The organism is Streptomyces sp. NBC_00299, from assembly GCF_036173045.1.
GTDB classification, from domain to species: domain Bacteria; phylum Actinomycetota; class Actinomycetes; order Streptomycetales; family Streptomycetaceae; genus Streptomyces; species Streptomyces machairae.
Window position 1 is genome coordinate 4,938,689 of sequence record NZ_CP108039.1, and the last position, 25,144, is coordinate 4,963,832.

A 25,144-nucleotide genomic window follows, 5' to 3' on the forward strand; every position below is an offset into this window, starting at 1 on the left:
GCCATGCACAGCTGAAGCGCACCGACAGCCGACAATTACTGCAGCGTGAACGGGCGTGACCGAGTGCGACCGATATCAACAGCCGTGGATCGAGGAGAGAAGCTGTGAGCACCGAGAACGAGGGCGCCGCGGTACCACCGGCCCCGTCCGCACCCCCCGTGCCGGTGGATGCTCCTGCTGCTCCGGCGTCCCAGGAGCGTCCGGCTCCCGAGGGCGGTGACGCCCCGACCGCTTCGATCCCGCCGGTGCCGAGTGACGCCCCGGCCGGCTCGAACAGTACGCAGCCGTACGCGGCCCCGGCCGCCGACGGCTCTCAGCCGCCCGCCGGCGAGGCCGCCTCGAACGGAGCCCAGCAGCCTGCGCAGGCCCCCGTGCCGCAGAGCTCGGCCCCCGACGCGTCCTGGCCGCCCCCGCCGCCGCCCGGCACCCCGCCGCACGCCGACAGCGGCGCAGGCGCGGGTGGTGCCGGTACGGGTGCCTTCGGTGCCGGTGGTTTCGGTGCGGGCGGCTCCGGCGCGGGCACCGGCTGGGGAGCGGCCTACCAGCAGCCGGAGCCGAAGTCCGGCCGCGGGCGGGGCGGGCTGCTCGCCGGGGTTCTCATCGCCGCGCTGGTCGCGGGCGGCCTGGGCGGCGGCCTCGGCTACACGCTGGCCAAGAACAACGAGAACACCTCCTCGACGACCGTCTCGGCCCCCGACAGCGGCGGCTCCGTCAAGCGCGACCCGGGCACCGTCGCGGGCGTGACGGCCAGGGCGCTGCCGAGCACCGTCACCATCCAGGCCGAGAGCAGCGGCGGCGAGGGCGGCACCGGCACCGGCTTCGTCTTCGACACCGAGGGCCACATCGTCACCAACAACCACGTGGTGGCCGACGCGGTCGACGGCGGCAAGCTCACGGCGACCTTCGCGAACGGCAAGAAGTACGACGCGGAGGTCGTCGGCAACGCGCAGGGCTACGACGTCGCGGTCATCAAGCTCAAGAGCGCCCCGTCGGACCTCAAGCCGCTGACGCTGGGTGACTCCGACAAGGTGGCCGTCGGCGACTCGACGATCGCGATCGGCGCACCCTTCGGCCTCTCCAACACGGTCACCACCGGCATCATCAGCGCCAAGAACCGCCCGGTCGCCTCCAGCGACGGCACCGGCAGCAACGCCTCGTACATGAGCGCCCTGCAGACGGACGCCTCGATCAACCCCGGCAACTCCGGCGGCCCGCTGCTGGACGCCCAGGGCAACGTCATCGGCATCAACTCCGCGATCCAGTCCGCCGCCAACGGCCTGGGCGGCACCAGCCAGTCCGGCTCGATCGGCCTCGGCTTCGCCATCCCGATCAACCAGGCCAAGTACGTCGCCCAGCAGCTGATCAAGACCGGCAAGCCGGTCTACGCCAAGATCGGCGCCTCCGTCTCCCTGGAGGACACCACCGACGGCGCCAAGATCACCGAGCAGGGCGCCAGCGGCTCGGACGCGGTCGAGGCGGGCGGCCCCGCCGCCAAGGCCGGCCTCAAGCCCGGCGACGTCATCACCAAGCTCGACGACCGGGTGATCGACTCCGGGCCGACCCTGATCGGCGAGATCTGGACCCACAAGCCCGGCGACAAGGTCACCATCACCTACGAACGGGGCAGCCAGTCCCGCACGGTCGACCTGACCCTGGGCTCCCGCACGGGCGACAGCTGACACCGACGGCCACGCGCGCGTACGCCCGGCTCCGCCCGACCAACCACTCCCGACGGCGGAGCCATTGGCCCCGAACAGACCACGCACCCCGCACAGCCCGCGCGGCCGGTAGGCTGTAGCCGCTCCGCCCCAGGTGGGCCGGGGCCGAGGTGGGTTGCCCGAGCGGCCTAAGGGAACGGTCTTGAAAACCGTCGTGGCAGCGATGTCACCGTGGGTTCAAATCCCACACCCACCGCGCGTGAACGGCCCCTGACCTGTGAGTTGGTCGGGGGCCTTTCTCCTGTTCGGCGCCCGTGACTGCCTGGTCTTCCCCGTTGATTCCCGCTTGATCGGGCACGGCTGGGCACGCTTCCCCGGTCACTGGACGGTTGCGATGGGCGGCGCATCTGAGTAGCCGAGCTCATGTGCAGTGCCTGCCACGTCGGCATGCTGGGCGTCATGGGCTTAAAGGCATGTCACCAGCAGACGGAATCGTGAGTATGAGGCCCGGGGGTGCGCCGTCGACCGGCGAGCAGGTTGGGATCAGCGCGGCGCTTCTCGTCATCGACCTGGCCGTCATCGCTTGGTTGGTGGTCCGCTACGGGATGACGGGCTGGGCCGACAGTTACGACCAAGGCAATCCGCCGAGTGCGCCCAAGGAAGCGTCACGGGGAATGTGGCTTCTGGCCGGCGGTGCAGTCGTCACAGGCGGTGGTCTCCTTGTCCTGGGCTGGCGTATTCCGGGCATCGTTCAACTGATTGTCCTGGGAGTCGGAGCAGGACTGCTCGCCTGCTTCGCCGCCCGTGGATAGCGCGCGTCTGCCACCACCGGGCTCCGGCGCGGAGCATCTCGATCTCCACAACGGGCACTCGGAGGGTGCTGCCGTCCAGGGAGGTCCTACGCGCATGACCGACCCGATCGCCTACAAAGGGCTCGACTCAATGCCCACTTGGTTCGTTGTCCTGGTCGTGGTGCTGGCCACGGTCGGGATCGTCCTGGCATATCAGCGCAGGCGTTGATGGCTTTTCGCCTCGTCGCTCCCCTCCCGGCTGTTGCGCTGCCGACGAGGTTCAGGACTTCTTCGCGGCGGTCCCCTTCGCGGCAGCGGTGGCTCGCTGCGCGGTGGTTCGTTTCGCGGTGGCTCGCTTCGCCGTGGTCCGTTTCGCTGTGGCCCGTTTCGCTGTGGCCCGTTTCGCCGTGGTCCGCTTCGTGGCGGTCCGCTCTTCCGTCGCCGGCGATGGCGCCGTCCGGGCAGCCGATGTGATCGGCCACTTGAGCTCGATCTCGAGTTCGATCTCCCCGTCCTCGACCTCGAACTCGATCTCGCTGTGGACGTCGTCGGGGATCCGCAGGCTCAACTTCCAGGGATCGATTTCCAGTTCGGCGTCTCCACCCTGCCGCAAGGCGGTCGCGAGCGCCGCGAGCTGATCAGCCGCCTCCAGGCGGGACAGGGACCGCTTCTGCTCAAACTTGAGGTCCGTCATGGCGTCTCCGATCCGATCCGGCGCACAAAGCACCCGGTAGTGCCCATTCTGGGGGTGCAGGCCGAGTTGGACATCTCGTGGCGCCATCCAGTGAACGCCCAGGTCAGCCGTCCGTCCGGCTCGCCCGCAGCAGCCTCAACTGCCCGATCTCCGCCGCGTTCTTCATCAGCTCGGCGTTCACCCAGCCGATCATGTGGGCGATCGTGTACTGCGGGTCGTTCGGCCACGGGAACGGCGCCGTGGCGTCCAGGCCCGTCTCATCGAGCCTCTCCAGCGCCGCCAGCCAGTCCGTACGCAGGTCGCGCAGCCAGGCAACGGTTGCCGTGCCGTCGCCGGGCCACGTGACGCCGGTCCGCTCCCGGGGCGGGCGTCCCCGCAGATGGTCCGTGGCCACGCTCCACCACCAGCCGATGTGCCAGCTGACCCAGGCGATCGTCGGCACCGGGACGGGGTCGGGCTCGGTCTCCGCCCAGTCCGGCACCCAGGTGCCGTCTGCGGCCCGGCGTACCGTCCAGCAGTGCGGTCCGGGTTCCCACAGGAAGTCCTCGGGCCGGAGCCGGTCGAGGTGGTACTCGAACAGCGCCCAGGTCAGATCGAACTGCCAGCGCAGCAGGTCACGTCGGGAAACGCTCATCGGCCGACCTTGGCACAGGAGCTCCCTCGCGGGGCAAGCCGATTTCCCCACGGCGCGGCTACTCCGGGAGCGCTGCCTTCGGGGCCGTAGGGCGGGAGAGGCCGCAGCACGCTCAAGATCGCAGAGCACTAAGGCTCGCAGAGCCCTAAAGCTCGTAGTCCCGCGCCAGCTCCTCCCAGTCCACCTCCCGCAGTGCGTCTTCCGCGTCGCAGCCGTACGGCACGTGCGTGGTGGGCTGGAACCAGATGATCGTGAGGGCGGAGCGGTGCAGGACCGGGTCGCGGTCGAGGGGGGTGGAGCGGAAGGCGCCGACGCAGGCCACGGAGGGCAGCACCTCGACCGGGCCGAACGCGCCCGCGTACTGGTCGGGACACTCGCGCGGCGGCGGCACGACGTGCACCGGCACGGAAGGATGGGCTCGTTCCGCGGTGCGGACGAGGCCCTTGATCTTCATGTCGTTGACCGGCTTGCACGGGTAGCCCTCCAGCATTCCGCCGTACGTCGAGGAGAGCTGCAGCTCGGAGAGGTCGAGCGAGCGGCCGGACGTGAGGACGACACGGGTCAGCGACATGGTCGGCACTCTAGGGCGGTGGTGCATCGAGCTCCCGTGCATTTTCGAGGCCTCGGTCGGATTCAAGGCCTCGGTCGGATTCAAGGCCTCGGTCGGTTCAAGGCCTCGGTCGGACGTCTGCGCCCGTCAGGGCCGGTGCCCCGTCATCCGCGCCGCCGAAGCGATCGTCGCGCGGGCCTCGCGTTCGGTCAGGCCGGTGTTGAGCGCCGCCTCGACAAGGGGGTCGACGAGGGCGGGGCCGATGCCGTCCTCGTAGGCGCGGCAGGCCGCCCAGAACAGGCGGGTGTTGCGCTGGCCCTCGTGGGCGGCGAGCACGAACTGGACGAGCCCCTGGCCGTGGCCGCCGGCCGCCAGGGGCGTGAAGTGGTGCGTGCGGGGCGGGGGGAGCAGAAGGCGCAGGAGGGCTCGCGGGCAGGGCGCGGGTGTGATGTGGGTGGTGCCGGGAGCGGTGCTGTAGGTGCCGTGGTCGGTGCGGGAGCCGGGGCCGACGAGGTAGCCGCCGGCGCCGCGGATGTCGATGCCGGGTGCGAGGCGGCCCGCCGAGTTGGGGACGACGACCTCGGCCGGGCCGGTCAGCCAGAGGTGGCGGCCGCCGCTCGGGGTCAGCACGACCACCGTGGGCGGAATGGTGAACAGGTGGCGCAGTGCCAGTTCGCGCAGGGCGGCGGAGGAGTCCGTACCGGATTTGGTGTCGAGGTCGATGCCGATCAGGTGGTGCGGGGGCAGGCCGCAGGCGATGCCGTAGCCCGTGGCCCAGGGGGCGGCGGCGAAGAGTTCGCGGATGCGGGCGGGGTCGGTGGAGGCGTCGTAGACCCCGTGGCCGAAACGGCCGCACTCGCCGTGGCAGGGCGCGGGGTCGGGGTCGTCGCGATGCGGGGAGCGCAGGGCCGGGAGCTTCGTCCGGGACAGGGGGATGACGGCCAGTCCGCGCTCGGCGGCTGACAGGGCGTGTGCGAGGGCCAGCGTCGTGGCCTGCCGGTCGGTGGTGGCCATGCCTCTATGTTCGTACGTGTGTTCGAAAAAAGAAAGAGGGGGAGGGGGTGACTCGCCGGGCGACGCGCCGATCGGCGGGGATTGGCCGGAAGTGCGCCGGAACCTTTCCTCCCTTGTGCGGCTTGGGGTGGAGCTGTCCGTACTGCCCTGGCTTGGGAGGCAGAAGTGGTGAAAGGGGTTTATCGACTTGTCATCACGCTTGAGGGCGAATAGGTGCTTCCGGGGTGGTTCGCCGGGGATTCGGTGGGCAACTCTGATCTCGCGACGTCGTGCAGAACTCCGGGGCGGTCGGCCAACTGCCTTGGAGAGCGCAGTACTTCATGCACCACCAATGCGTCCGGCGGGGAGCCTGGACGCACCTGTTCTGGAGGAACAAACATGGCAAGCATCCGTACCGCCCGCGTCATCGCCGCCGTCTCCGCACTCCCGCTGGCCGCCGCCCTCTTCACCGGCGTCGCGACGGCGGACAACGGCGCCTTCGCGGACGACGGATCCAGCGCGGCTGTCACGAACGCCGCTCAGGGCCTCATCGGCAGCGGGGTCGGCGGCGACAACTACGGCAACTCGTCCACCACCCAGCAGCAGGCGACCGGCTCCGGCGCCTCGAACCAGAGCAACACGGCCCAGGTCAACGGCTCCGCGTTCACGTCCGTCAACCAGGGCAACGACAACACGGCCGTCAACTTCACGCCGCTCTGGTGGTGAGCTGAGGGGGTCGGTGTCCCGTGCTCAGGCACCGGCCTCCTCGGAGTGTGCGGGGTGTGCTCTGTGGGGTGTAACGCGTCTGCGCGGCGGTACTTCGGTACCGCCGCGCAGGCGTTTTTCTGTGGCCTTGACAGTGCATCACATCTGACGGACAGTCAGAAACCTTCGTAGGGGCACGCAGGGCCACGTGGGGCCACGCGGAGCCAGAACCCTTCGTGGTGCCTCGTGGACGTTCCCGAGAAGTGGTGGGAACCGGATCGGCGGTCGCGGTGTACCAGAAGTGTCAGTGCGATGTCAGTGCGATGCGCCGTGGGGCAATGAGGGCGAGGGGGCGACGGTGAGCTACGAGTCGGTGGTGAGCCATGAGGTGAAAGCGGGCGACGAGTTCGAGACGCGGCTCAAGGCATACGAGGGCCGGCGGGCCGCCGTGGCCCGTGCGGGCCGGGATCCCGTCAACGCGCCCATGATCCGGCACTGGTGCGAGGCGATGGGCGACACCAACCCGGCGTACTCGGGACAGGACGCCATGGCACCGCCCACCATGCTCCAGGCGTGGACCATGAGCGGCCTCGTGGGCCATACGGGACGCACGCACGCGTACGACGACCTGCTGGGCCTGCTCGACGCAGCGGGCTTCACCTCGGTGGTCGCCACGGACTGTGAGCAGGAGTATCTACGGCCCCTGCGGCCGGGAGACGAGATCACCTTCGACTCGGTGATCGAGTCCATCTCGGAGAAGAAGACGACGAAGCTCGGCACGGGGTACTTCGTCACCACCCGCATGGACATCCGCGTCGGCCCCGACCTCGCCGGCACCCATCGCTTCCGCATCCTCAAGTACGCGCCCATACGCCGGACAGGGCAGCAGCCGTCACCGCCGGACCGGCGACAGTCGCCCGCGCGCCCTCGCCCTGTCGTCAACCGCGACAACGCCGGCTTCTGGGAGGGCGTGCAGCAGCACAGACTGCTCGTCCAGCGGTGCACCGGCTGCGGCACCCTGCGCCATCCCTGGCTGCCCGGCTGCAACGCCTGCGGCGGGCTGGACTGGGACACGGTCGAGGCGAGTGGCGAGGGGACGGTCTATTCGTACGTCGTGATGCACCATCCGCCGTTCCCCGCCTTCGACCCTCCGTACGCGGTCGGCCTGATCGAACTGGCCGAAGGGGTGCGGATGATCGGCACCGTGCTGGGGGTGCCGTACGACAAGGTGCGGATCGGGCTGCCCGTGCGGCTGGAATTCCAGGAGTACGAGGAGGAGTTGGTGCTGCCGGTCTGGCGCGTTCATGAGGCCGAGGAGATGCAGGAGGCGGACACATGACGGGCGGTGAGGGAGTAGCGGTGAGGCACATGAGGGCCGGTGACGAACTGCCTCCGCTGGAGGTCCCGATCACTCGCACGCTGATCGTCGCCGGCGCCATCGCCTCACGCGACTACCAGGACGTGCACCACGACGCGGAGCTGGCCCGCCAGAAGGGCTCCCCCGACATCTTCATGAACATCCTGACGACGAACGGCCTGGTCGGCCGCTACATCACCGACCACTTCGGACCGACAGCCGTCCTGCGCAAGGTGGCCATACGGCTCGGGGCGCCCAACTACCCCGGGGACACGATGGTGTTGACGGGCAGGGTCGAGGAAGTCGACGGCGGCACGGCCACGGTTCGGGTGACCGGCGCGAACGGCATCGGCAAGCACGTGACCGGGACAGTGACGGTGACCGTGCCGGAGGTACCGGCATGAGCGTGCGGACGCGGGACGCCCTCGCCGGGCGGGCGGCGATCGTCGGTGTCGGGGCCACCGAGTTCTCCAAGGACTCGGGGCGCAGCGAGCTGCGGCTGGCGGTGGAAGCGGTGCGGGCCGCGTTGGACGACGCGGGGCTGACGCCGGGGGACGTGGACGGGATGGTGACGTTCACGATGGACACCAGCCCGGAGATCACCGTGGCCCAGGCGTGCGGGATGGGTGACCTGTCCTTCTTCTCCCGCGTCCACTACGGCGGCGGCGCGGCCTGCGCGACCGTCCAGCAGGCCGCGCTCGCCGTGGCCACGGGGATTGCGGAGGTGGTGGTCTGCTACCGGGCCTTCAACGAGCGGTCGGGGCGGCGCTTCGGCTCGGGAGTGCGGCACCGGGAGCCGTCGGCGGAGGGCGTGGCGCTCGGCTGGTCGTTGCCGTTCGGGCTGCTCACCCCGGCCTCCTGGGTGGCGATGGCGGCGCAGCGGTATCTGCACACGTACGGGCTGACGCCGGAGGCCTTCGGACATGTGGCGGTCATGGACCGCAAGTACGCCGCGACCAACCCGGCCGCGTACTTCCACGGCAGACCCATCACCCTCGCCGACCACGCGGCCTCGCGCTGGATCGTCGAGCCGCTGCGGCTGCTGGACTGCTGCCAGGAGACGGACGGCGGCCAGGCGATCGTCGTCACGTCCGTCGACCGTGCCCGTGACCTGCCCCACCCGCCGGCCGTCATCGCGGCGGCGGCCCAGGGCGCCGGCCGCGGGCAGGAGCAGATGACGAGCTTCTACCGGGACGACCTCACCGGCCTGCCGGAGATGGCCGTGGTGGCGCGGCAGCTGTGGCGGACGGCGGGGCTGGGGCCGGGGGAGATCGACGTGGGCATTGTGTACGACCACTTCACACCTTTTGTGCTGATGCAGCTGGAGGAGTTCGGGTTCTGCGGAAAGGGGGAGGGCGCGGACTTCGTGGCCGAGGAGCGGCTGCCGCTCAACACACACGGGGGGCAGCTCGGGGAGGCGTATCTGCACGGGATGAACGGAATCGCGGAGGGGGTGAGGCAGGTGCGGGGGAGGTCGGTGAACCAGATACCCGGGGTGGAGAGAGTGCTGGTGACAGCGGGGACAGGGGTGCCGACATCCGGGCTGGTCCTGGCTGCCGACAGGTGATCCCGGCCTGCCGGCGGCGGGTGACCCTCAGGGGTAATCCCGCAGTATGCGTCCGTCGCTCGTCCACCTTCAGGAGGTGGAGTCAGCCCCACCCCTACAACCTGAGGCGGACGTTGCTTCGGCACCTGCGGCCGATCCGCTGAAGTAGGGGTCGCTCATAGCGTGGAGCCATGACCACACCCGTCTGCACCAGCGCTTCCGACGCCGCGACGCGGTCCTTTCCGAACGCGACGTATCCCTCCTTCACGTCGTACGTGCGGGCCCGCCAGCCGGTGCTGCTGCGTACCGCCCGGTCGCTGACCGCGAACCCGTGCGACGCGGAGGACCTGCTGCAGACCGCGCTCACCAAGACATACGTGGCCTGGGAGCGCATCGAGGACCATCGCGCGCTCGACGGCTATGTGCGCAGGGCACTGCTGAACACGCGGACGTCGCAGTGGCGCAAGCGCAAGGTCGACGAGTTCGCCTGCGACGAGCTGCCCGAGCCGGAGCCCACCCTCGGCCACGACGCCGACCCGGCCGAGCAGCAGGCGCTGCACGACGCCATGTGGCGCGCGATCATGCGGCTGCCGGCGCGGCAGCGGGCGATGGTCGTCCTGCGGTACTACGAGGACCTCAGCGAGGTTCAGACGGCCGAGGTGCTGGGCGTCTCCGTGGGCACGGTGAAATCGGCGGTGTCGAGAGCCCTCGGCAAGCTCCGCGAGGACCCTGAGCTGGTGCTGGCCCGGTAGGACCGGCGCAGGCGCCGACGCACGACCGACGCTGACGCACGGCCACCGCCCCGCCCCTGCCTGCCGGCCTGCTCCGCCGTCCCGCCCCCCGCCCCTGCCCGCCGGCCTGCTCCACCCCCCGGCCCCGCCTACCGTCACAGCCCCGTGAACGCAACGTGACGTGATCGATCAGCCGGTACTAGTGACATACCGCGCGGTATGCGCGCAGAATCTCCGCAACCCTTACTACCGCGTAGGCAATGTCGCCCCCGGGAGGACGCCGTGCTGAGCACGATGCAGGACGTACCGCTGCTGATCTCGAGGATCCTGGCCCACGGGTCGACGATCCACGGAACATCACAGGTCACCACCTGGACCGGTGAGGCCGAGCCGCACCGCCGTTCCTTCGCCGAGGTCGGTGCCCGCGCGGCCCAGCTGGCGCACGCCCTGCGCGAGGACCTGGGCGTGGCCGGCGACGAACGCGTCGCGACCCTGATGTGGAACAACGCCGAGCACGTCGAGGCCTACTTCGCGATCCCCTCCATGGGCGCGATCCTGCACACCCTCAACCTCCGGCTCCCGGCCGAGCAGCTGGCCTGGATCGTCAACCACGCGGCCGACCGCGTCGTCATCGCCAACGGTTCGCTCCTCCCCTTGCTCGCCCCGCTGCTCCCGCACCTCAAGCCGATCGAGCACGTGGTGGTGACGGGTCCGGGCGACCGTTCCCTCCTCGCGGGCGCCTCCGTCCAGGTCCACGAGTACGAGGACCTGATCGCCGGCAAGCCGACCACGTACGACTGGCCCGAGCTGGACGAGCGGCAGGCCGCCGCCATGTGCTACACCTCCGGCACCACGGGCGACCCGAAGGGCGTCGTCTACTCGCACCGTTCGATCTACCTGCACTCCATGCAGGTCAACATGACCCAGTCGATGGGCCTGACGGACCAGGACACCTCGCTCGTGGTGGTGCCCCAGTTCCACGTCAACGCCTGGGGACTGCCGCACGCCACCTTCATGACCGGCGTCAACATGCTGATGCCGGACCGCTTCCTCCAGCCCGCGCCGCTCGCGCAGATGATCGAGGGCGAGAAGCCGACCCACGCGGCCGCCGTGCCCACCATCTGGCAGGGCCTGCTCGCCGAGCTCACCGCGAACCCCCGAGACGTCTCCACCCTCGGCCAGGTCACCATCGGCGGCTCGGCCTGCCCGCCCTCGCTCATGGAGGCGTTCGACAACCTGGGCATGCGGGTCTGCCACGCTTGGGGCATGACGGAGACCTCCCCGCTCGGCACGGTCGCCCGGCCGCCGGCCCACGCGGTCGGCACGGAGGAGGAGTTCGCCTACCGGCTCACTCAGGGCCGCTTCCCGACGAGTGTCGAGGCCCGGCTCACCGGCCCCGGCGGCGAGCGCATCCCGTGGGACGGCGAGTCGGCGGGCGAGCTGGAGGTGCGCGGCCCCTGGATCGCGGGGGCGTACTACAACGGCCCCGACGCCGAACCGCTGCGCCCCGCCGACAAGTTCAGCGAGGACGGCTGGCTGAAGACCGGCGACGTCGGCACCATCTCCCCCGACGGCTTCCTCACCCTCACCGACCGCGCCAAGGACGTCATCAAGTCCGGCGGCGAGTGGATCTCCTCGGTCGACCTGGAGAACGCGCTGATGTCCCACCCGGACGTCGCCGAGGCCGCCGTGGTCGCCGTCCCCGACGAGAAGTGGGGCGAGCGCCCGCTCGCGACCGTCGTCCTCAAGGAGGGCGCCAACGCCGACTTCGAGACCCTGCGAGCCTTCCTCGCCGACGAGGGCAAGATCGCCAAGTGGCAGCTGCCGGAGCGGTGGACGGTCATCGCGGCGGTGCCGAAGACGAGCGTCGGCAAGTTCGACAAGAAGGTGCTGCGCAGGCAGTACGCCGAGGGCGGCCTGGACGTCACCCAGCTCTGACGGCTCTGACGGGGCGTCCTTGCGGGGAAACTGTCGTGGGGCGAGCGGCTGCGGGTGATCCGTGGTTGCTCGCCCCACGCGGCGGTGACCGCACATCGAAACCGCACATCGAAGCCGCACATCGAGACAGTCCGCGCCCCTTTCGGGGCGCTTCACCGGTCCTTAGTTGGTCCCGATCCGCGACAGCAGGTCCACGATCCGAGACTGCACGTCACCGCTCGTGGACCGTTCGGCCAGGAACAGCACCGTCTCGCCCGAGGCCAGGCGGGGCAGGTCGGCTTGGTCGACGGCGGCGGTGTAGACGACGAGCGGGGTGCGGTTGAGCTGCCCGTTCGCGCGCAGCCAGTCCACGATCCCGGCCCGGCGCCGATGCACCTGGAGCAGGTCCATCACGACCAGGTTCGGCCGGAAGTCACCTGCCAGCGCGACCGCGTCGGCATCACTCGCGGCCCGCGCCACCTGCATCCCGCGCCGCTCCAACGTCGCGGTCAGCGCCAGCGCGATCTCCGCGTGCTCCTCGATCAGCAGCACGCGCGGCGGGTGCTGCTCACTGTCCCGCGGCGCCAGCGCCTTGAGCAGTACGGCGGGATCGGCGCCGTACGCCGCCTCCCGCGAGGCCTGTCCGAGGCCCGCGGTCACCATCACCGGCACCTCGGCCGCCACGGCGGCCTGCCGCAGCGACTGCAGCGCGGTCCGCGTGATCGGCCCGGTCAGCGGGTCGACGAACAGCGCGGCGGGGAACGCCGCGATCTGCGCGTCGACCTCCTCGCGCGAGTGCACGATGACCGGCCGGTAGCCGCGGTCGCTCAGCGCCTGCTGGGTCGTCACATCCGGTGCGGGCCACACCAGCAGCCGCCGCGGGTTGTCGAGCGGCTCCGGCGGAAGCTCGTCGTCCATCGGCTGCGGGCGTGGAGTGTCGGCGACCTCGATGGCCCCGCCCGGCCCGTCCAGCGGCTCGGGCCCCTCGGCGGCGTTCTCGTCCGGCGCGCCTATGGCGTACGACCGTCCGGCCGCCTCGGCCGTCGGCGCCAGCCGCGACTGCCCGGCCAGCGACGGCTGGGACTGCGGCTGGGACTGCGGTTGCCCGCCGAGCGACTGCTGCGGCTGCGCGGGGACCGGCTGCTCGGTCGGCGGATGCGGCCGCGCCGCCTGCTCCGGCGAAGCGCCGGGCCGCGCGGCGGGGTCGGGCGGCGTACCCAGCTTGCGGCGCCGCCCGCCGCTGGTCTGATGCGGGGGAGGCGTGGCCGACGGCGGCGCCGGCTGCTGCACCTGAGCAGCCTGCCGCGTGAACGGCACCCCCTGCCCCAACGTCCGCACACTGATCGCCCGGCCCTGCGTCGAGTTCGGGTCGACGGGGGCGGCCGGGGCACCGGGAGCCGCGGCTTCGGCGGGCAGCGGCTGGGCCGCCCGCTCGGACGGACCGGCCGCAGCTGCCGCTTCCGGAGGCAACGGGGTGCCCGGAGCCGGCGTGCCCGAGGCGGGCTGGGGCTGCGCGGGCTGGGTGCCGTCCGGCTTCGGCGGTACGGGTGCGCCCGGGGCGGCCTGCGGGGGTACGGGCGTGCCGGCAGCGACGTTCGCCGGTACGGCAGTCCCGGCGTCCGGGGTGTCATCGGCGGCGGGCCACGGCTGCGGGGCCGGGGTGCCTTGAGCCGGGGTGCCCTGCTCGGGGGCCGCCTCGGCGGGGAGGGGCCCGCTCGGCGCGGCGGGATTCGGCGCGGTGGCCCGGGCGGGCTGGTCCGTAACCGGCTGCGCGGGGTGCTCCGCACCCGGTTGGCCCACGGCCCGTCGGCGACGTCCGGTCGGCGCGCTGGTCGGATGCGGCTGCGGCGGGGTGTGGTCCGCGGCCTGATCGTGCGGCACGGCATCGTGCCGGCCCTCGTCGACAAGAACGTCCCCAGGAGCGCCCTGCCCAGACACCTGGATCTGCCCGGGTACCTGAACCTGCCCGGGTACCTGAACCTGCCCGGGAGCCGGGACCTGCCCGGGAACCTGGGCCTGCGCCTGCACGGGAGCCGGGACCGCACCCGGAGCAGCCACAGGCGCACCCGGCGCCCCAGCAACACCCGGCGTCACGGCCGCAGCCGCAGCCGGCGCCGTAGAGGGAGCCGCAGCCGGCTCACCACCGCCCTGCCCCTCCCCCCTACTGGCAGCAGTCCGGTCCGCCGCGGCGGGCGGCAGCGCGAACACCGGACGGGGCCCCGCCTCCTGCGCCTGCGCGGCACCCCGCTCGGCGGCCGTGGCGAGGGCACGTCGACGCCGTCCGGACGGCTGAGGAGCGTCGCCCGGGCCGGCCGTACCGGCCCCGGAAGCCGAAGCGGAGGCGCCGGCCGCGGGCAGGGCGGGCGGCAAGGCGTGCTGCTCGCCGCCGTCCCGCCGGGCGCGCCGTCCGCCGGGTGCGGGCACTCCTTGCGGAGGTACGGTCCCGCCGAGGCCGTTCCCGGTGGCCGCGGCCCCCGCCGCATGTTCGGCGGCCGTGACGACGGCCCCCTCGGAGACGCCGTCGCCGCCGTCCCCGCCGTCCTCGGCAGGTCGTCCGCGCCGCCGTCCGGTACCGCCGGAGGCCTCGCCGCCGGCGTCCGCCGCGCCCTGGGGCAGTTCCGGAGTGGCGGCTGCCGCACGCCTGCGCCGCCGCCCGGTGGGCGCAGAGCCCTCCGCGTCACCGGAATCGGCGTCGGCACCGGGCGTGTCGCTCTCCAGGAAGGCGTCCACGGAGGAGCGCCGGGCCCGCCGCCGCCCGCCGCCGGCACTCTGCTCGGCACCGGTGGCCGCAGCGACACCCTCGGTCCCGTCACCGGCCTCAGGCGCGACGCCGTCCACGGGGGCGGCCGGAACGGCTCCCGCCCCACCCCCGATGGGCACTTCGAGGACGTACGCACTGCCGCTCATCCCCGGCACGTCGTGCGTCTGCAGCACGCCGCCGTGCGCCCGCACGATCCCGCGCACGATCGGCTCGTGCACCGGGTCTCCCCCGGCATACGGCCCGCGCACCTCGATCCGTACGACCTCCCCGCGCTGTGCCGCGGCGACGACGACGGTGTTGTCCATGTAACCGCCCGCCGACACGGGCGAGTTCCCGGTCGCGTCGACCCCCGCGACATCCGCGACGAGATGCGCGAGCGCGGTGGCGAGGCGCTGCGGGTCGACCTCGGCCTCGATGGGCGGCGCGTGCACGGCGAACTGCACCCGCCCCGGCCCGATGAGCTCGACGGCCCCGTCGACACCCGCGGCGACGACGGCGTCGAGCATCACCTTCGTACGGGAGACCTGGCCGGTCCCCGAGTCGAGCTGCTGGTACCCGAGGACGTTGTCGATGAGCGTCGTGATCCGGGAGTAGCCGGCCGACAGGTGATGGAGCACCTGGTTGGCCTCGGGCCACAGCTGCCCGGCGTCGTCGGCGGCGAGCGCGGCCAGTTCGCGGCGGAGTTCGTCGAGGGGGCCCCGGAGCGAGCCGGCGAGCAGCGTCAGCAACTGCTCGTGCCGAGCCGCCAGCGCCTCGTACCGGTCCTTCTCCCGTTCCCCGAGCGCGGCGTACCGCTCCTCGCCGGCGGCGAGCTCCTCGGCGTGCAGCTCCTGGAGCTCCTCGACCTCGCTCACGTGCTTCTGCCGCAGGGCGGTCAGCTCGGAGGCGTGCTCCTCGGCGAGCCGCTCCAGCTCCTCGGCGTGCCGCTCCTCGGCGGTGGTCTTCTCCTCGGCGAGGGCGTCGTAGGGCCGACGGTCGGTGAAGGTCATCACGGCGCCGACGAGCTGATCGCCGTCGCGCACGGGCGCGGTCGTCAGGTCGACGGACACCTCGTCCCCGCCCTTGGACCACAGCACCTGCCCACGCACCCGGTGCTTGCGCCCCGAGCGCAGGGTGTCGGCGAGCGCGGACTCCTCGTACGGGAAGGGCGACCCGTCGACACGGGAGTGCAGGACGAGCGTGTGCAGCTCGCGTCCGCCGAGGTCGCTGGCCCGGTAACCCAGTATCTGAGCGGCGGCCGGGTTGACGAGGACGATCCGCCCGTCGGTGTCGGTGCCGACGACACCCTCCGAAGCGGCCCGCAGAATCATCTCGGTCTGCCGCTGCGAACGCGCCAGCTCGGCCTCGGTGTCGACGGTGCCGGTCAGATCACGTACGACGAGCATCAGCAGCTCGTCACCGCCGTAGCCGTATCCGTCGTAGGCCTGTTGCCCGTTTTCGAGGTTCGCGGACGTGACCTCGACGGGGAACTCGCTGCCGTCGGTCCGGCGGGCCATCATCCGGGTCGGCTTGGTCCGGCCCTGCGGGTCCATGTGGTCGGGCCGCCGCATGGACCCCGGGATCAGCTTGGAGTCGAACTGCGGCAGCAGATCGAGCAGCCCCCGCCCCACCAGAGCCGTCCCCGGCGCCTCGAAGGCCTCCAGGGCGATGGTGTTGGCGTTGACGACGGTCCCATTGGCGTTGACCAGCACCAACGCATCGGGAAGCGCGTCGAGTATGGCTGCGAGGCGAGCAGCGCCTCGGGATGGCCTGCTGCTCACGAGACGCTTCCTCCCTGTTACCGCACCTTGCCGACCGCTCGGGCCATCTTGCCAACCGGCCCGCGACGTGTCACGCGAGGGAGTCTAAAGGCTGGGGTTGCGCTCGCGACGTCGGATGAGAGGGAGGTCGCACGACGAAGTGACCCAGAACGTATGTCCGCCCGTGTCGACGTCCTGCCAGCGTCCTTCGGACTTCGCGAGACCTTCGCGGGACTTTTACGGAGCCGATGCTTCACCCATGGAACGCCTGTGCGACGGCGTACCGGACCCCCTGCTTCCTGACGTACGGCGGCCCGGTGCTGTCGTGCGGCTACGGCCGTCCCTGCTGCCGCAGGTCGGGAAGGAGCGGCACGAGCCGGTCCCAGCGGTCGATCTCGCACCCGTTGCTGCGGTCGTACCGCGTGTCGACGGGTCGCCCGGCCCAGGTCCCCGTGACATGCGCGGTGGCCGGCCCGCCGTACTGCATGGTGCAGAAGCCGTCCCGCGCCGCCGGGGCGAAGGTGTCCTTGCCCCACCTGCTGCCGCGATCGAGCGCCGCGCAGGCGCCGTCGGCGTCGGGGTGGTCGCCGCCGGCCGGGTGGCAGGAGAGCTCATGGGTCCCGTCGGCGCCGCCGCCGGCGTTGCGGACGGTGACGGTGAGGCGGTCGCCGGAGCGGCCGGGCTCCTTCAGGAACGGGGACGCGAGGGGGACCGGCGCGGCCTGAGCGTGCGCGGCGGCGGGCACGACGGATGTGGAGCCGACGGCGACGAGAGAGCCGGCGGCGACGAAGAGCAGCCGGCGAAGGCGCCGGGCCGGGGCGGAACGGTTGACCTGCAACATGACCTGACTAACGCCGCACCCCCGCGTACGTTGCGGCCCCGCCCCTCCCCGCCCGGTGCTCCGCGAAGCACGCCGGGAAGAGCTTTGCCCTGCGGCCTACCCGCCTAGTACCGTGGAGGTCGATTGGTGACAGCACGCTCGACTGTGTCATCATCTGCACGCACCACTCGCGCTCGCGCGGGCGGCTGTGCTGGAGGCGTCGCCTAGTCCGGTCTATGGCGCCGCACTGCTAATGCGGTTTGGGCCTTCAAGCCCATCGAGGGTTCAAATCCCTCCGCCTCCGCGCTAGATCACGAAGCCCCGGTCCCAGGACCGGGGCTTCGGCGTTTTGCGACACCCGTGAGATCCGCCCCCATCAGGCCGTTTTCGCAGGTCACAAGGGGTGCGGCAAACGGATTTCACATGGCGGCGGCAGTCATGTAATGTTCTTCCTGTCGCCGCGAGCGGGCCGGAAGGGCCGGGAGCGGCGGGAAAACAGAACAACAAGCACTCGTAGCTTAACGGATAGAGCATCTGACTACGGATCAGAAGGTTGCAGGTTCGAATCCTGCCGAGTGCACACAGGTCAAAGGCCCCGGATGTTTCCGGGGCCTTTGGCGTTTCCGGGATGTGTGGCAGCGAGGCCGGCATCCGTCTCCTGTCCCGTCGAAGTCGGTGGCAGCCTGAGGGTGCGGCGCCGGTGGCACGCCCCCTGTCGGGCTCATAGGTGCCCCCTTACAGTTTTGCGTCGACGCGCGGATCGACTCGGGGGCGGGCATGGAGACCATGCAGCGTGTGATCCATCGGAGCGGGTTGTTTTCCCGGCTTCTGTTCGTTTTGTGGTGGTTAGCGCTACTTTTGCTGGTTCAGGTCTTGATCCGGCAGAACTTGCCCGATCGGCTGACTCACAGCTGGCCTTGGAAACTCCAGCTTCTGGACGTCCAGAGCGCAGTCGCGGCAGTACTTGCCACGGGAGGCGCATCACTGGCCCGAGCACAGTACGCGCGCACGGTCAGGCCAGCGCTTGGTTACTTCGGCCGCGTCTACGCCGACTTTGCTCCGCGCGGTCAGTTGGCATGGGTGTGCCACATGCTCAATGGCAGTCAGGACGCCGCCGTCATCGTGGACGTGCGCTACTCGATCGCCTACACGCCGGCCGCGCAGGCTGGGGGTGCCAGAGACTCCTCAGGATGGGTCCAGCACCAGGCGGCGGTGGCGTCGATCGAGGCCTGCAGTCTCGTGAACCAGGAAGACTTCCATCTGCACCTCATAGGTCCCGGACTTCCAGTTTCGGGGCATCCACTGCTCGCGGGTTGGTTCACGGAGAAGACCATGCGCAATGTGGACGACGTGTTCGTCAGAGTGCGCGTGCTGGATCGAGTGGGCGACACCCATGAGCGTGTGATCAATTTACTGAAGGGGGCCCATCGCCTGCCTTCCCATCCGGACCCGCCACCCCTCTGAAACGCCAGTCGTGCGGCTCAACGACGAAGCTGCGCTTGGCCGGTGGTTCCCATGGCCAGAGACAGCTCGCTGACGCCGCGCGCACCTCTTACTCGCACGACCTCCCCCGAGAAGAAGCACGACCTCCCCCGAGAAGAAGGTTGTCAGCTACTCCCACTGTCGCGTTGGCTGGGCCCTGTGGGAAAGCTGAGGAAGTGCACTGTCATCGGGGGAATCGCAGCGGTAGTTGCGCTGGCGGGCTGCACCAGCGACCAGGACCGAGCGACGCCCGCTCCTCACACGGCGCCATCCCGGTCCACAGTCTCTCCGACAGGCTCGCCGGCATCGGACCGTGCCGAGCACGTGCCCGGGGAGACCGTGAGCAAGGCGCCGGTTCTTCCAGGCGGTGAGGTCGTAGCGCAGGCTGTGAACGCCACCGGTAACCGCGCGATGGACATCCGTGGCGGAATCAAGGCCGGGTCGCTGTCAGTTCTCGTGAATTGCCAGGGCCAGGGAACACTGACCGTCTCCGTGGAACCGGTCGGGTTGAGCTTTCCCCTCGAATGCGAGGCCGGCGAGGTCAGTAGCACCTTCAACCAGCTATCCCTGAAGCGCGCCCGCGATCACGGCACCGTGAGCGTGACTGCCCCGTCCGGCGTGCGCTGGGCACTCACCGTCGGACGGTAGACAAGCGGGGTTCGGCAATCGTGACGATGACCGAACCCCGTTTCCCGGGACCATGACGGCAACCTTGACGGCAACGGCGCAACTGGCCGAGCGAGGGGCGCGCGGCGATTCTTTACTTGTCGCGTGCATGCTCTAGGCATACTGTCCAAGTCGCCCGGCGCTGCCAGTGCCGCACTGCTTCTCTGCTTCGGGACTGTGGGTACTGCTGCTGCAGACGAAGCGCAGGCTGACGACACGGCTGTTCTTTGCCGACGAGACGACGGACCAAGTCATGACCTACTCGAGCCTGCGGGCAGCCCGGCTCGCCGGGTGCGCTGTCGTGGTGTCGGCATTTCTGCTCACCTCCTGCACGGGGTCCGGGAGCGGTGCGGACAGCGCGGCGAATTCACCCTCGCCTGCGCCGAGTCGGCCCCGACCGGCAACTGAGCCATCGGAGAAGAAGCTCACCGAGCAGGCCCGGGCGGCTCTTGCCGCTGTCCAGGGCGGGGCAATGGTCGAGGCCGGCGTGGAACGCGTGACCGACGGTATTCACACCGAGCCCGGACTCAGCAAGGGGAAGACCTACCGGCTCAACCTGGTGTGTGCCGGCAGCGGCAGTGCACAGCTGGAGTTCGTGCCTGCGAGCGCTGGAGCGGGGGCCACGGTGCCGTGCGATGAGTCAGTGGTTCAGCAGCGGATCGCTGGGGACAGGCTGGTCCGTATCGATGTTGATGGCTCCAAGGGGGCGACCGGCGTGATCGCGTGGCAGATCGACGCCCTGTTATTCGAGCACAGGGCGTCCTGAAGATCGGTGCGGCGTCTGGGAGGGGCGTTCATGAAGAGCAAGGCTGGACGAGCAGCGGTCATCGGGGTTGTGTTCGTGGGGCTCGTGGGGTGCGGTGCCGGGAGTGTGGGCTCGCAGGGGACGGAGCAGAAAGAGGGCGCTGCTTCTTCGGCGGCGGGATCGGCACCGGCGCAGGAGCGGCTCTCCTCCGAGTATCTGCAGAGCCGGTGGTGGACCTGGGCCGCCTCGGAGCCGGAGGGGACGAATCCCGTTGCCGATCAGGACGGCAGGTCGTGCGGGCGCAACCAGGCACGAGACGTCTGGTTCTTGGCGGGCTCCTTCGGCGGGCAGGTGAAGCGGTCGTGCAAGGTCCCCTCAGGAGTGCCCCTGGCGTTCCCGTTGGTGAACCTCGTGGGGGAGCCCTCCGACTGCGAGGCCTTCATGGATCGGGCCAAGGGGACCGCAGTGCTGGACGGCAAGGAGTTCGACCCGGAGGAACACCGGGGAGCGGCGATCTCGGTGCGGGCCGCCGTGGACAACCCTGTCACTCAGTCCGCGGGGACGTTCACGACCACCGGCTGCGGGTTGTGGGTCCAGATGGAGCCGTTGGAGCCCGGGCAGCACACCCTGAAGATCCGTGGTGAGTCCGCCGGCTTCTCTGTGGGGGTGGACTACTCCGTGAGCGTTGAGGACGGGTCGAAGTAGCCCAAGGGGCAGGAGAGCTCGGACGGTTCGACCGTTCGACGGTGAAAATGTGCCTGCGGTCGTCCGACGCCGCGGGCCCGCTCAGCTCTCAGGCGTCATCTGAAGTCCGGTGCGCCGGCCCTCCGTTCGTCCGTGCCGGAGTCGGGTCTGGCCGGTGCGGGCGCGTGGTGAGGGGGCGGTCCGGGGCGAGTTGGGTCAGGGCCTCTGTGAGGTCGTCGCAGGCGTCCTGGAGGGCCTGGAGGGTTTGGTTCCGTTCGGTGATCACTGCTGAGAGCAGGAGGGCCGTCAGGGCCACGGTGCCGTTGAACGCCTGGAGGATGACCATCTTGGCGAGGAGGTCGTGGCCGGCGAAGGGGCCCGAGCCAATGGCACCCGCGGTGATCGCGACGATGGAGGCGGTCAGGGCGCAGGGGGCGGCGCCGAGGAGTTGGAAGCGGAAGGCCGCCCAGATGAGGAAGGGGACGACCAGGAAGAGGAGGTTGACCGAGCTGTGGGTGGCGACCAGGGTGACCGCCGCCGTGCCGCCCAGCAGGAGCAGGGCCTCCGCGCCGCGCAGTACCGGCGAGCCTCGGGGCAGGCGCGCGGTGCGGGCGGCCAGCAGGAGCGGGGCGATGAACAGAACGCCCATCGCGTCGCCCGTCCACCACACCGACCAGGTCGCCCAGAAGTCACCGGCCGGCAGCGCGTCGGCGGCCACCAGGACGCCCGTGCCGATCGTCGAGCTGATCACCATGCCGCCCAGGGCGCCGAGGAAGACCAGGGCGAGGGCGTCCTGCAGTCGGTCCAGGGCGGGGCGGAATCCCGCGCGGCGCAGGAGGAGACAGGCGCAGATCGGGGCGATGGTGTTGCCGGCCGCGATGGCGAGCACGGGGAGGATCGACGGTCCGAGCGTCACGTTCACCACGAACGCCCCGACCGCGACGGCCGGCCACATGCGAAGCCCCCAGAGCATCAGGGCGACGAGCGCGATGCCGGTGGGTGGCCAGAAGGGCGTGACCTGGCCTCGTACCAGTTCCTGTTCGAGACCGAGCTCGGCGCTGCCGTAGTAGGCGGCCGTCACGGCAGCCATTCGCAGGCACTCGGCGCCGTATCGCCGGAGCGGTGTGCCGGGCGGCACCGCCGTCATCGCTGCCCACCGCAGCGGTCGTCGTCCCGCTCGTGCATGGCCGTTCACCCTCCGCCGGTCCGCGTGCGCTCCCCGAGGCTGTCGTAGCGGAGTACCAGGACCGCCGCGTCGTCGTTGTGGCCGGTGAGGTCCGCAACCTTGATCACCTGTGCGGCCAGTCCGTCCGGGTCGGTGCAACAGGCGTCGCCGACCAGGTCGGCCACCTTCTTCATGCCGTCGTCGATCGGGTAGTCCGGGCCTTCCACGACACCGTCGGTGAGCAGCACAAACGCGCCCGCGCCGGTCAGCAGCCGACAGGACGACGGGTAGTGCTCGCCGGCATGGATGCCCAGGGGCAGGCCACCGTCGTGCAGGACGATCTCGCAGCGGCCGTCGGCCGAGGCCCAGACGGCCGGGACGTGCCCGGCGCGGGCGTCGCACAGCTCACCGGTGGTCGGGTCGAAGCGCAGGAACGAGCAGGTCACGAACAGCTCGGAGGCCATGGCGACGAGCAGGTCGTTGGTGCGTTCGAGCACTTCCGAGGGGTTCGTGGTGGCGGTCGCGACGGCGCGCAGACAGGTCCGCACCTGCCCCATGTGTGCTGCTGCCTCGACGTCATGGCCCTGTACGTCCCCGATGGCGAACCCCACCGAGCCGTCCGGCATCAGGAAGCCGTCGTACCAGTCGCCGCCGATGTCCAGCCCACCCCGTGCCGGCGTGTACCGTCCCGCCGCCTGCAGGCCGGGCAGGGCGGGGAGCTCCGCTGCGAGGACCTGGCGCTGGAGCGCGGCGGCGAGCTCGACGCGCGCCTGCTGGAGCTTGATCTGGTCCATGATCCGGCCCGTGAGGTCCCCGAGCTGCTGCAACAGCTCTCTGGCGGTACCGGCCGATTCGGTGCGGCGGTGGGCCATGGCGTCACACCCCGGTTCTTGCGGAGCGCTTTATGTGGCATACGGCGTATATGAGGCATTACCTCACATATATGGCGCTTTTACGGTACCCCGGCAGCGGGAGGGTTTTCCTGGCCCGGGACCGACCCCGGCAGCCCCAGCAGCTCCGGCAGACCGGTCACGTACAGGAACATCCGCTCCAGCGGGTCCGACCACCGGCTGCAACGCCTGCTGCCAGGCCGGTGCCGGGCCAGGGGGTGGCGGGGGTCGGGGGGTAGGGGTCCGTTCCGTGAGTGTTGGTGGTGGCGCTTGGGGTGTGGGGGGCTCCGGTGGTGGTGGTGGCGGTGGCGGTGGCTGCGCCAGGAGTCTCGGTGGCTGCGTCCGAGGTGGGTCGCGGCGCGCGTTCGCCGACTCCACCGCCACGCTCGCGGACGTTGCCGGTGGCACGGGTTCGTCCCGGTCGTCTTCGAGGAGGCGGTCGGCGACCGTGCCCCGGACGTCCACGCGGCGAACCTCTTCGATATCCGGCACAAGATCGGCGAGGTGTGGTCCCTGGAACGGGTCACCGGGTACCTGGAGGGCGCGCGGTGGGACTGAGCCGGGCTCGCAGCGAGGCCGGTGTCAGGCCTTGTCCTGGTCGCGGAGTTCGTCGATGTAGCCCTGCGCGAGGCCCGTTGTCCGGGTGAACCAGTCCGTGAGTACGGCGATCTCGTCGGCGGAGTAGTCGGCGAAGAGGTCGGTCAGGCGGGCGTAGTAGGGGCCGTAGAGGGCCTCGACGCGGGTGACCGCGGACGGGACGGCGGCCACGCGGACGCGGCGGCGGTCGGTCGGGTCGGGGCGGCGGGTGACGAAGCCGGCGCGTTCCAGCCGGTTGAGGATGCCGGTCATCGCGCCGGTCGTGACGTGGGCGTGCTCCGCGAGGTCGCCCGCCGTGAGGAGGTTCTCGCCGGCCTTCAGGACACAGCCGAAACAGAGCAGGTCGGTGATGTTCAGACCCAGCCGCTGGGCCATCTCCTGCTGGCCGAGCAGGTGGGCCGCGATGAGGGAGTCCATCGCCTCCAGCGCCTGGGCCGGGGTGGCGGCGGGACGCGGCTTGGCTTGCATCTTTTCTGATTGCCTTAGCTCGTGAGAGATTGAGTCGCTAAACTTCTTACATCGTGAGAGATTCGCTGCCTACGAGGAGAGAGCAGGCACATGAGCCAGTATGACGAGGGGCATACGGTCGCAGGGTGGACCGGAACCGCGATCGCGACGATCGGTTCCGCCGTGGTGGGGGCGGGGATATGCACGGTCTCGGCCGTGCTGATCACAGGCGGACTCGGCATAACGGCGGCGAGCGTCCTCGTCACCTGGGCCCTGCACCTCACCGGCTGGGGCAAGCCTCCGGGTGTACGGCCGCGCGATCAGTGGCGGATGGGGGCGCGCGACCTGAGCGCCCGGGCCGGGCATGCGGACTGCTGGGGATGCCGCCTGGCGGGACGGGCGCTGGAACGGGGACGGGGGCGGGGACTGGAGCGGGGTACGGCCGCGGCGACGTCCGAGGCCGTCACTGTCACGGGCGAGCAGGAGCCCGCTGTCGCTGAAGCGCGCTGAGGCCGATGGGGCAGTGGGGCGGTGGGGCAACCGGGGGTGATGGGTCGCTGAACGGCCGTTGTCAGTGCCTCCCTCTACTCTCGAAGAGCGATGGCACAGGCATGGAGATGCAAGGGGCTGCGTTGGCCGGCGGACGGCCCTGAGCTGGCGTGGGACGGTGGTCGGCGCTCGGCGCTGACCTGGGGGAAACGGGTGGCCTTCGGGGTCGCGGAAGGGGGAGTGCGGACATGCGTGGGAGCGCGGGGGCATGCGTGTCCGGTGCGGGCGGTCGTGCCGGGGCGGAGCACGGGGGCGCGGTGCGAGGAGTGCGCGCGGCTGGACCGGGCGCACTCGGTGGCCGCGGACACGATCGCGGACGACCCACGCCCGTACCACGTATATCTGGCCTGGTTCGGCCCCGGGATGACCAAGGTCGGCATCACGGCCCTTGAGCGAGGCTCGGCCCGGCTGCTGGAACAGGGGGCGGTCTGCTTCAGCTGGTTGGGCGCGGGCCCGCTGATGGCGGCACGGCGCACGGAGGAACTGCTGCGGGCGGCCCTGCGGGTGCCGGACCGGATTCCGTACGCCGACAAGCGGGCGGTGCGGTCCGCGCTGCCGACGTCGGCGGCGGAGCGGGCCGCCGAGGTGGCGGACCTGCACGCCCGGGCCGTTGCCCTTCCCGCCTGGCCGGAGTCACTCACCCGCGAGCCCTGCCAACCGGTCGACCACGCCGGGGTGTTCGGGCTCACGGATCTGCTGCCCGCCGCCGGGGTGGTGACCGAGCTGGTCGCGGGCGGGGCGGTGAGCGGGCGGCTGGTGGCGGCTGCGGGGCCGGATCTGCATGTGGAGACGGGCGGTGGGGTGGTCGTGGTCGACACGCGGTTGATGACGGGGTGGGAGCTGGTGCCGACGGCCGGAGATGGGGTAGGCGGAGAACTGACCATGCCGGTAAGGGAGTTCAGGGAGCGGGAGGCGAGCGTGCAGGACGGGTTGTTCTGACGGCGTCCCCGCGCTGGAAGGGGTCGGCTTTGGCAAAGAGTTGGATCCCGTCCGGATCCCTTTCGGTAAGGAGCCTGGACGACG

At 70.8% G+C, this 25,144-nt stretch carries 23 protein-coding genes and 3 tRNA genes; 17 read left to right on the plus strand and 9 right to left on the minus strand.

Translation table 11 applies throughout. The features are described 5' to 3' along the window. The first annotated feature begins 104 nt into the window (after positions 1–104). The 3 genes from OHT51_RS21785 to OHT51_RS21795 all read left to right on the plus strand — a co-directional run bounded on the left by OHT51_RS21785 (position 105) and on the right by OHT51_RS21795 (position 2,470). Positions 105–1,679 carry a S1C family serine protease gene (locus tag OHT51_RS21785; RefSeq protein ID WP_328880602.1) on the plus strand — a complete coding sequence of 525 codons (1,575 nt, stop codon included), beginning with the start codon at positions 105–107 and terminating at the stop codon, positions 1,677–1,679. A gap of 148 nt (positions 1,680–1,827) precedes the next feature. Beyond that, positions 1,828–1,914: transfer RNA gene (locus OHT51_RS21790), tRNA-Ser, on the plus strand. A 217-nt stretch (positions 1,915–2,131) separates the two neighbouring features. Continuing rightward, a complete protein-coding gene (locus tag OHT51_RS21795) occupies positions 2,132–2,470 on the plus strand; it encodes a hypothetical protein (protein ID WP_328880603.1) in 339 nt (112 codons plus the stop codon). Between the two features lie 259 nt (positions 2,471–2,729). On the opposite strand, the gene OHT51_RS21800 is transcribed toward OHT51_RS21795, so the two are convergent. The 4 genes from OHT51_RS21800 to OHT51_RS21815 form a co-directional block, all read right to left on the minus strand. Next, positions 2,730–3,143: an amphi-Trp domain-containing protein gene (locus OHT51_RS21800; protein WP_328880604.1), complete on the minus strand. Its 414-nt coding sequence runs from the start codon at positions 3,141–3,143 to the stop codon at positions 2,730–2,732. 103 nt (positions 3,144–3,246) lie between these two features. Then, positions 3,247–3,777, minus strand: a complete 531-nt coding sequence (locus tag OHT51_RS21805) for a DinB family protein (protein WP_328880605.1) — start codon at positions 3,775–3,777, stop codon at positions 3,247–3,249. A 145-nt stretch (positions 3,778–3,922) separates the two neighbouring features. After that, positions 3,923–4,348 (minus strand): hypothetical protein, encoded by a 426-nt coding sequence (locus tag OHT51_RS21810; RefSeq protein WP_328880606.1) that lies wholly within the window; start codon positions 4,346–4,348, stop codon positions 3,923–3,925. Between the two features lie 126 nt (positions 4,349–4,474). Then, on the minus strand, positions 4,475–5,341 hold the full coding sequence (locus OHT51_RS21815) for a bifunctional DNA primase/polymerase (RefSeq protein ID WP_328880607.1): 867 nt from the start codon (positions 5,339–5,341) through the stop codon (positions 4,475–4,477). A gap of 378 nt (positions 5,342–5,719) precedes the next feature. Here OHT51_RS21815 and OHT51_RS21820 point away from each other — a divergent pair, with 378 nt between their 5' ends. The 6 genes from OHT51_RS21820 to OHT51_RS21845 all read left to right on the plus strand — a co-directional run bounded on the left by OHT51_RS21820 (position 5,720) and on the right by OHT51_RS21845 (position 11,597). Beyond that, positions 5,720–6,046, plus strand: a complete 327-nt coding sequence (locus tag OHT51_RS21820; RefSeq protein WP_328880608.1) for a hypothetical protein — start codon at positions 5,720–5,722, stop codon at positions 6,044–6,046. Positions 6,047–6,383: 337 nt separating this feature from the next. Continuing rightward, positions 6,384–7,364: a bifunctional MaoC family dehydratase N-terminal/OB-fold nucleic acid binding domain-containing protein gene (locus tag OHT51_RS21825; protein WP_328880609.1), complete on the plus strand. Its 981-nt coding sequence runs from the start codon at positions 6,384–6,386 to the stop codon at positions 7,362–7,364. Between the two features lie 29 nt (positions 7,365–7,393). Next, positions 7,394–7,786: a MaoC family dehydratase gene (locus tag OHT51_RS21830; RefSeq protein ID WP_328884395.1), complete on the plus strand. Its 393-nt coding sequence runs from the start codon at positions 7,394–7,396 to the stop codon at positions 7,784–7,786. Next, positions 7,783–8,949, plus strand: coding sequence for a lipid-transfer protein (locus OHT51_RS21835; protein WP_328880610.1), 1,167 nt, complete (start codon positions 7,783–7,785; stop codon positions 8,947–8,949). The genes OHT51_RS21830 and OHT51_RS21835 overlap by 4 nt, the downstream gene beginning before the upstream one ends. A gap of 170 nt (positions 8,950–9,119) precedes the next feature. Then, positions 9,120–9,680 (plus strand): SigE family RNA polymerase sigma factor, encoded by a 561-nt coding sequence (locus tag OHT51_RS21840; protein WP_328880611.1) that lies wholly within the window; start codon positions 9,120–9,122, stop codon positions 9,678–9,680. A 273-nt stretch (positions 9,681–9,953) separates the two neighbouring features. Continuing rightward, complete coding sequence (locus OHT51_RS21845; protein ID WP_328884396.1) at positions 9,954–11,597, plus strand: long-chain fatty acid--CoA ligase; 1,644 nt, start codon at positions 9,954–9,956, stop codon at positions 11,595–11,597. A gap of 162 nt (positions 11,598–11,759) precedes the next feature. Here the strand turns inward: OHT51_RS21845 and OHT51_RS21850 are convergent, their stop codons facing one another. Together OHT51_RS21850 and OHT51_RS21855 are read right to left on the minus strand one after the other, a co-directional pair. Continuing rightward, positions 11,760–16,097 (minus strand): hybrid sensor histidine kinase/response regulator, encoded by a 4,338-nt coding sequence (locus tag OHT51_RS21850; protein ID WP_328880612.1) that lies wholly within the window; start codon positions 16,095–16,097, stop codon positions 11,760–11,762. Positions 16,098–16,407: 310 nt separating this feature from the next. Continuing rightward, on the minus strand, positions 16,408–16,917 hold the full coding sequence (locus OHT51_RS21855; RefSeq protein ID WP_328880613.1) for an SSI family serine proteinase inhibitor: 510 nt from the start codon (positions 16,915–16,917) through the stop codon (positions 16,408–16,410). A gap of 192 nt (positions 16,918–17,109) precedes the next feature. Here OHT51_RS21855 and OHT51_RS21860 point away from each other — a divergent pair. The 6 genes from OHT51_RS21860 (at position 17,110) to OHT51_RS21885 (ending at position 20,494) form a co-directional block, all read left to right on the plus strand. Next, positions 17,110–17,200 (plus strand) — tRNA-Ser (locus OHT51_RS21860). Positions 17,201–17,403: 203 nt separating this feature from the next. Then, positions 17,404–17,476 (plus strand) — tRNA-Arg (locus OHT51_RS21865). Between the two features lie 197 nt (positions 17,477–17,673). Then, positions 17,674–18,360, plus strand: a complete 687-nt coding sequence (locus OHT51_RS21870; protein ID WP_328880614.1) for a hypothetical protein — start codon at positions 17,674–17,676, stop codon at positions 18,358–18,360. Positions 18,361–18,717: 357 nt separating this feature from the next. Beyond that, on the plus strand, positions 18,718–19,026 hold the full coding sequence (locus OHT51_RS21875) for a hypothetical protein (protein ID WP_328880615.1): 309 nt from the start codon (positions 18,718–18,720) through the stop codon (positions 19,024–19,026). Positions 19,027–19,297: 271 nt separating this feature from the next. Then, positions 19,298–19,810: a hypothetical protein gene (locus OHT51_RS21880; RefSeq protein ID WP_328880616.1), complete on the plus strand. Its 513-nt coding sequence runs from the start codon at positions 19,298–19,300 to the stop codon at positions 19,808–19,810. A gap of 30 nt (positions 19,811–19,840) precedes the next feature. After that, complete coding sequence (locus OHT51_RS21885; RefSeq protein ID WP_328880617.1) at positions 19,841–20,494, plus strand: signal protein; 654 nt, start codon at positions 19,841–19,843, stop codon at positions 20,492–20,494. Between the two features lie 88 nt (positions 20,495–20,582). Here the strand turns inward: OHT51_RS21885 and OHT51_RS21890 are convergent, their stop codons facing one another. The 3 genes from OHT51_RS21890 to OHT51_RS21900 all read right to left on the minus strand — a co-directional run bounded on the left by OHT51_RS21890 (position 20,583) and on the right by OHT51_RS21900 (position 23,593). After that, positions 20,583–21,563: an MASE1 domain-containing protein gene (locus OHT51_RS21890; RefSeq protein WP_328880618.1), complete on the minus strand. Its 981-nt coding sequence runs from the start codon at positions 21,561–21,563 to the stop codon at positions 20,583–20,585. A 101-nt stretch (positions 21,564–21,664) separates the two neighbouring features. Then, complete coding sequence (locus OHT51_RS21895) at positions 21,665–22,510, minus strand: PP2C family protein-serine/threonine phosphatase (RefSeq protein ID WP_328880619.1); 846 nt, start codon at positions 22,508–22,510, stop codon at positions 21,665–21,667. A gap of 600 nt (positions 22,511–23,110) precedes the next feature. Then, positions 23,111–23,593, minus strand: coding sequence for a MarR family winged helix-turn-helix transcriptional regulator (locus tag OHT51_RS21900; protein ID WP_328880620.1), 483 nt, complete (start codon positions 23,591–23,593; stop codon positions 23,111–23,113). A gap of 90 nt (positions 23,594–23,683) precedes the next feature. Between OHT51_RS21900 and OHT51_RS21905 the strand changes: the two genes are divergently transcribed. Both OHT51_RS21905 and OHT51_RS21910 read left to right on the plus strand, forming a co-directional pair. Next, positions 23,684–24,082, plus strand: a complete 399-nt coding sequence (locus OHT51_RS21905) for an HGxxPAAW family protein (RefSeq protein ID WP_328880621.1) — start codon at positions 23,684–23,686, stop codon at positions 24,080–24,082. Positions 24,083–24,172: 90 nt separating this feature from the next. Next, a complete protein-coding gene (locus tag OHT51_RS21910) occupies positions 24,173–25,060 on the plus strand; it encodes a DUF2797 domain-containing protein (protein ID WP_328880622.1) in 888 nt (295 codons plus the stop codon). Positions 25,061–25,144 lie beyond the last annotated feature (84 nt).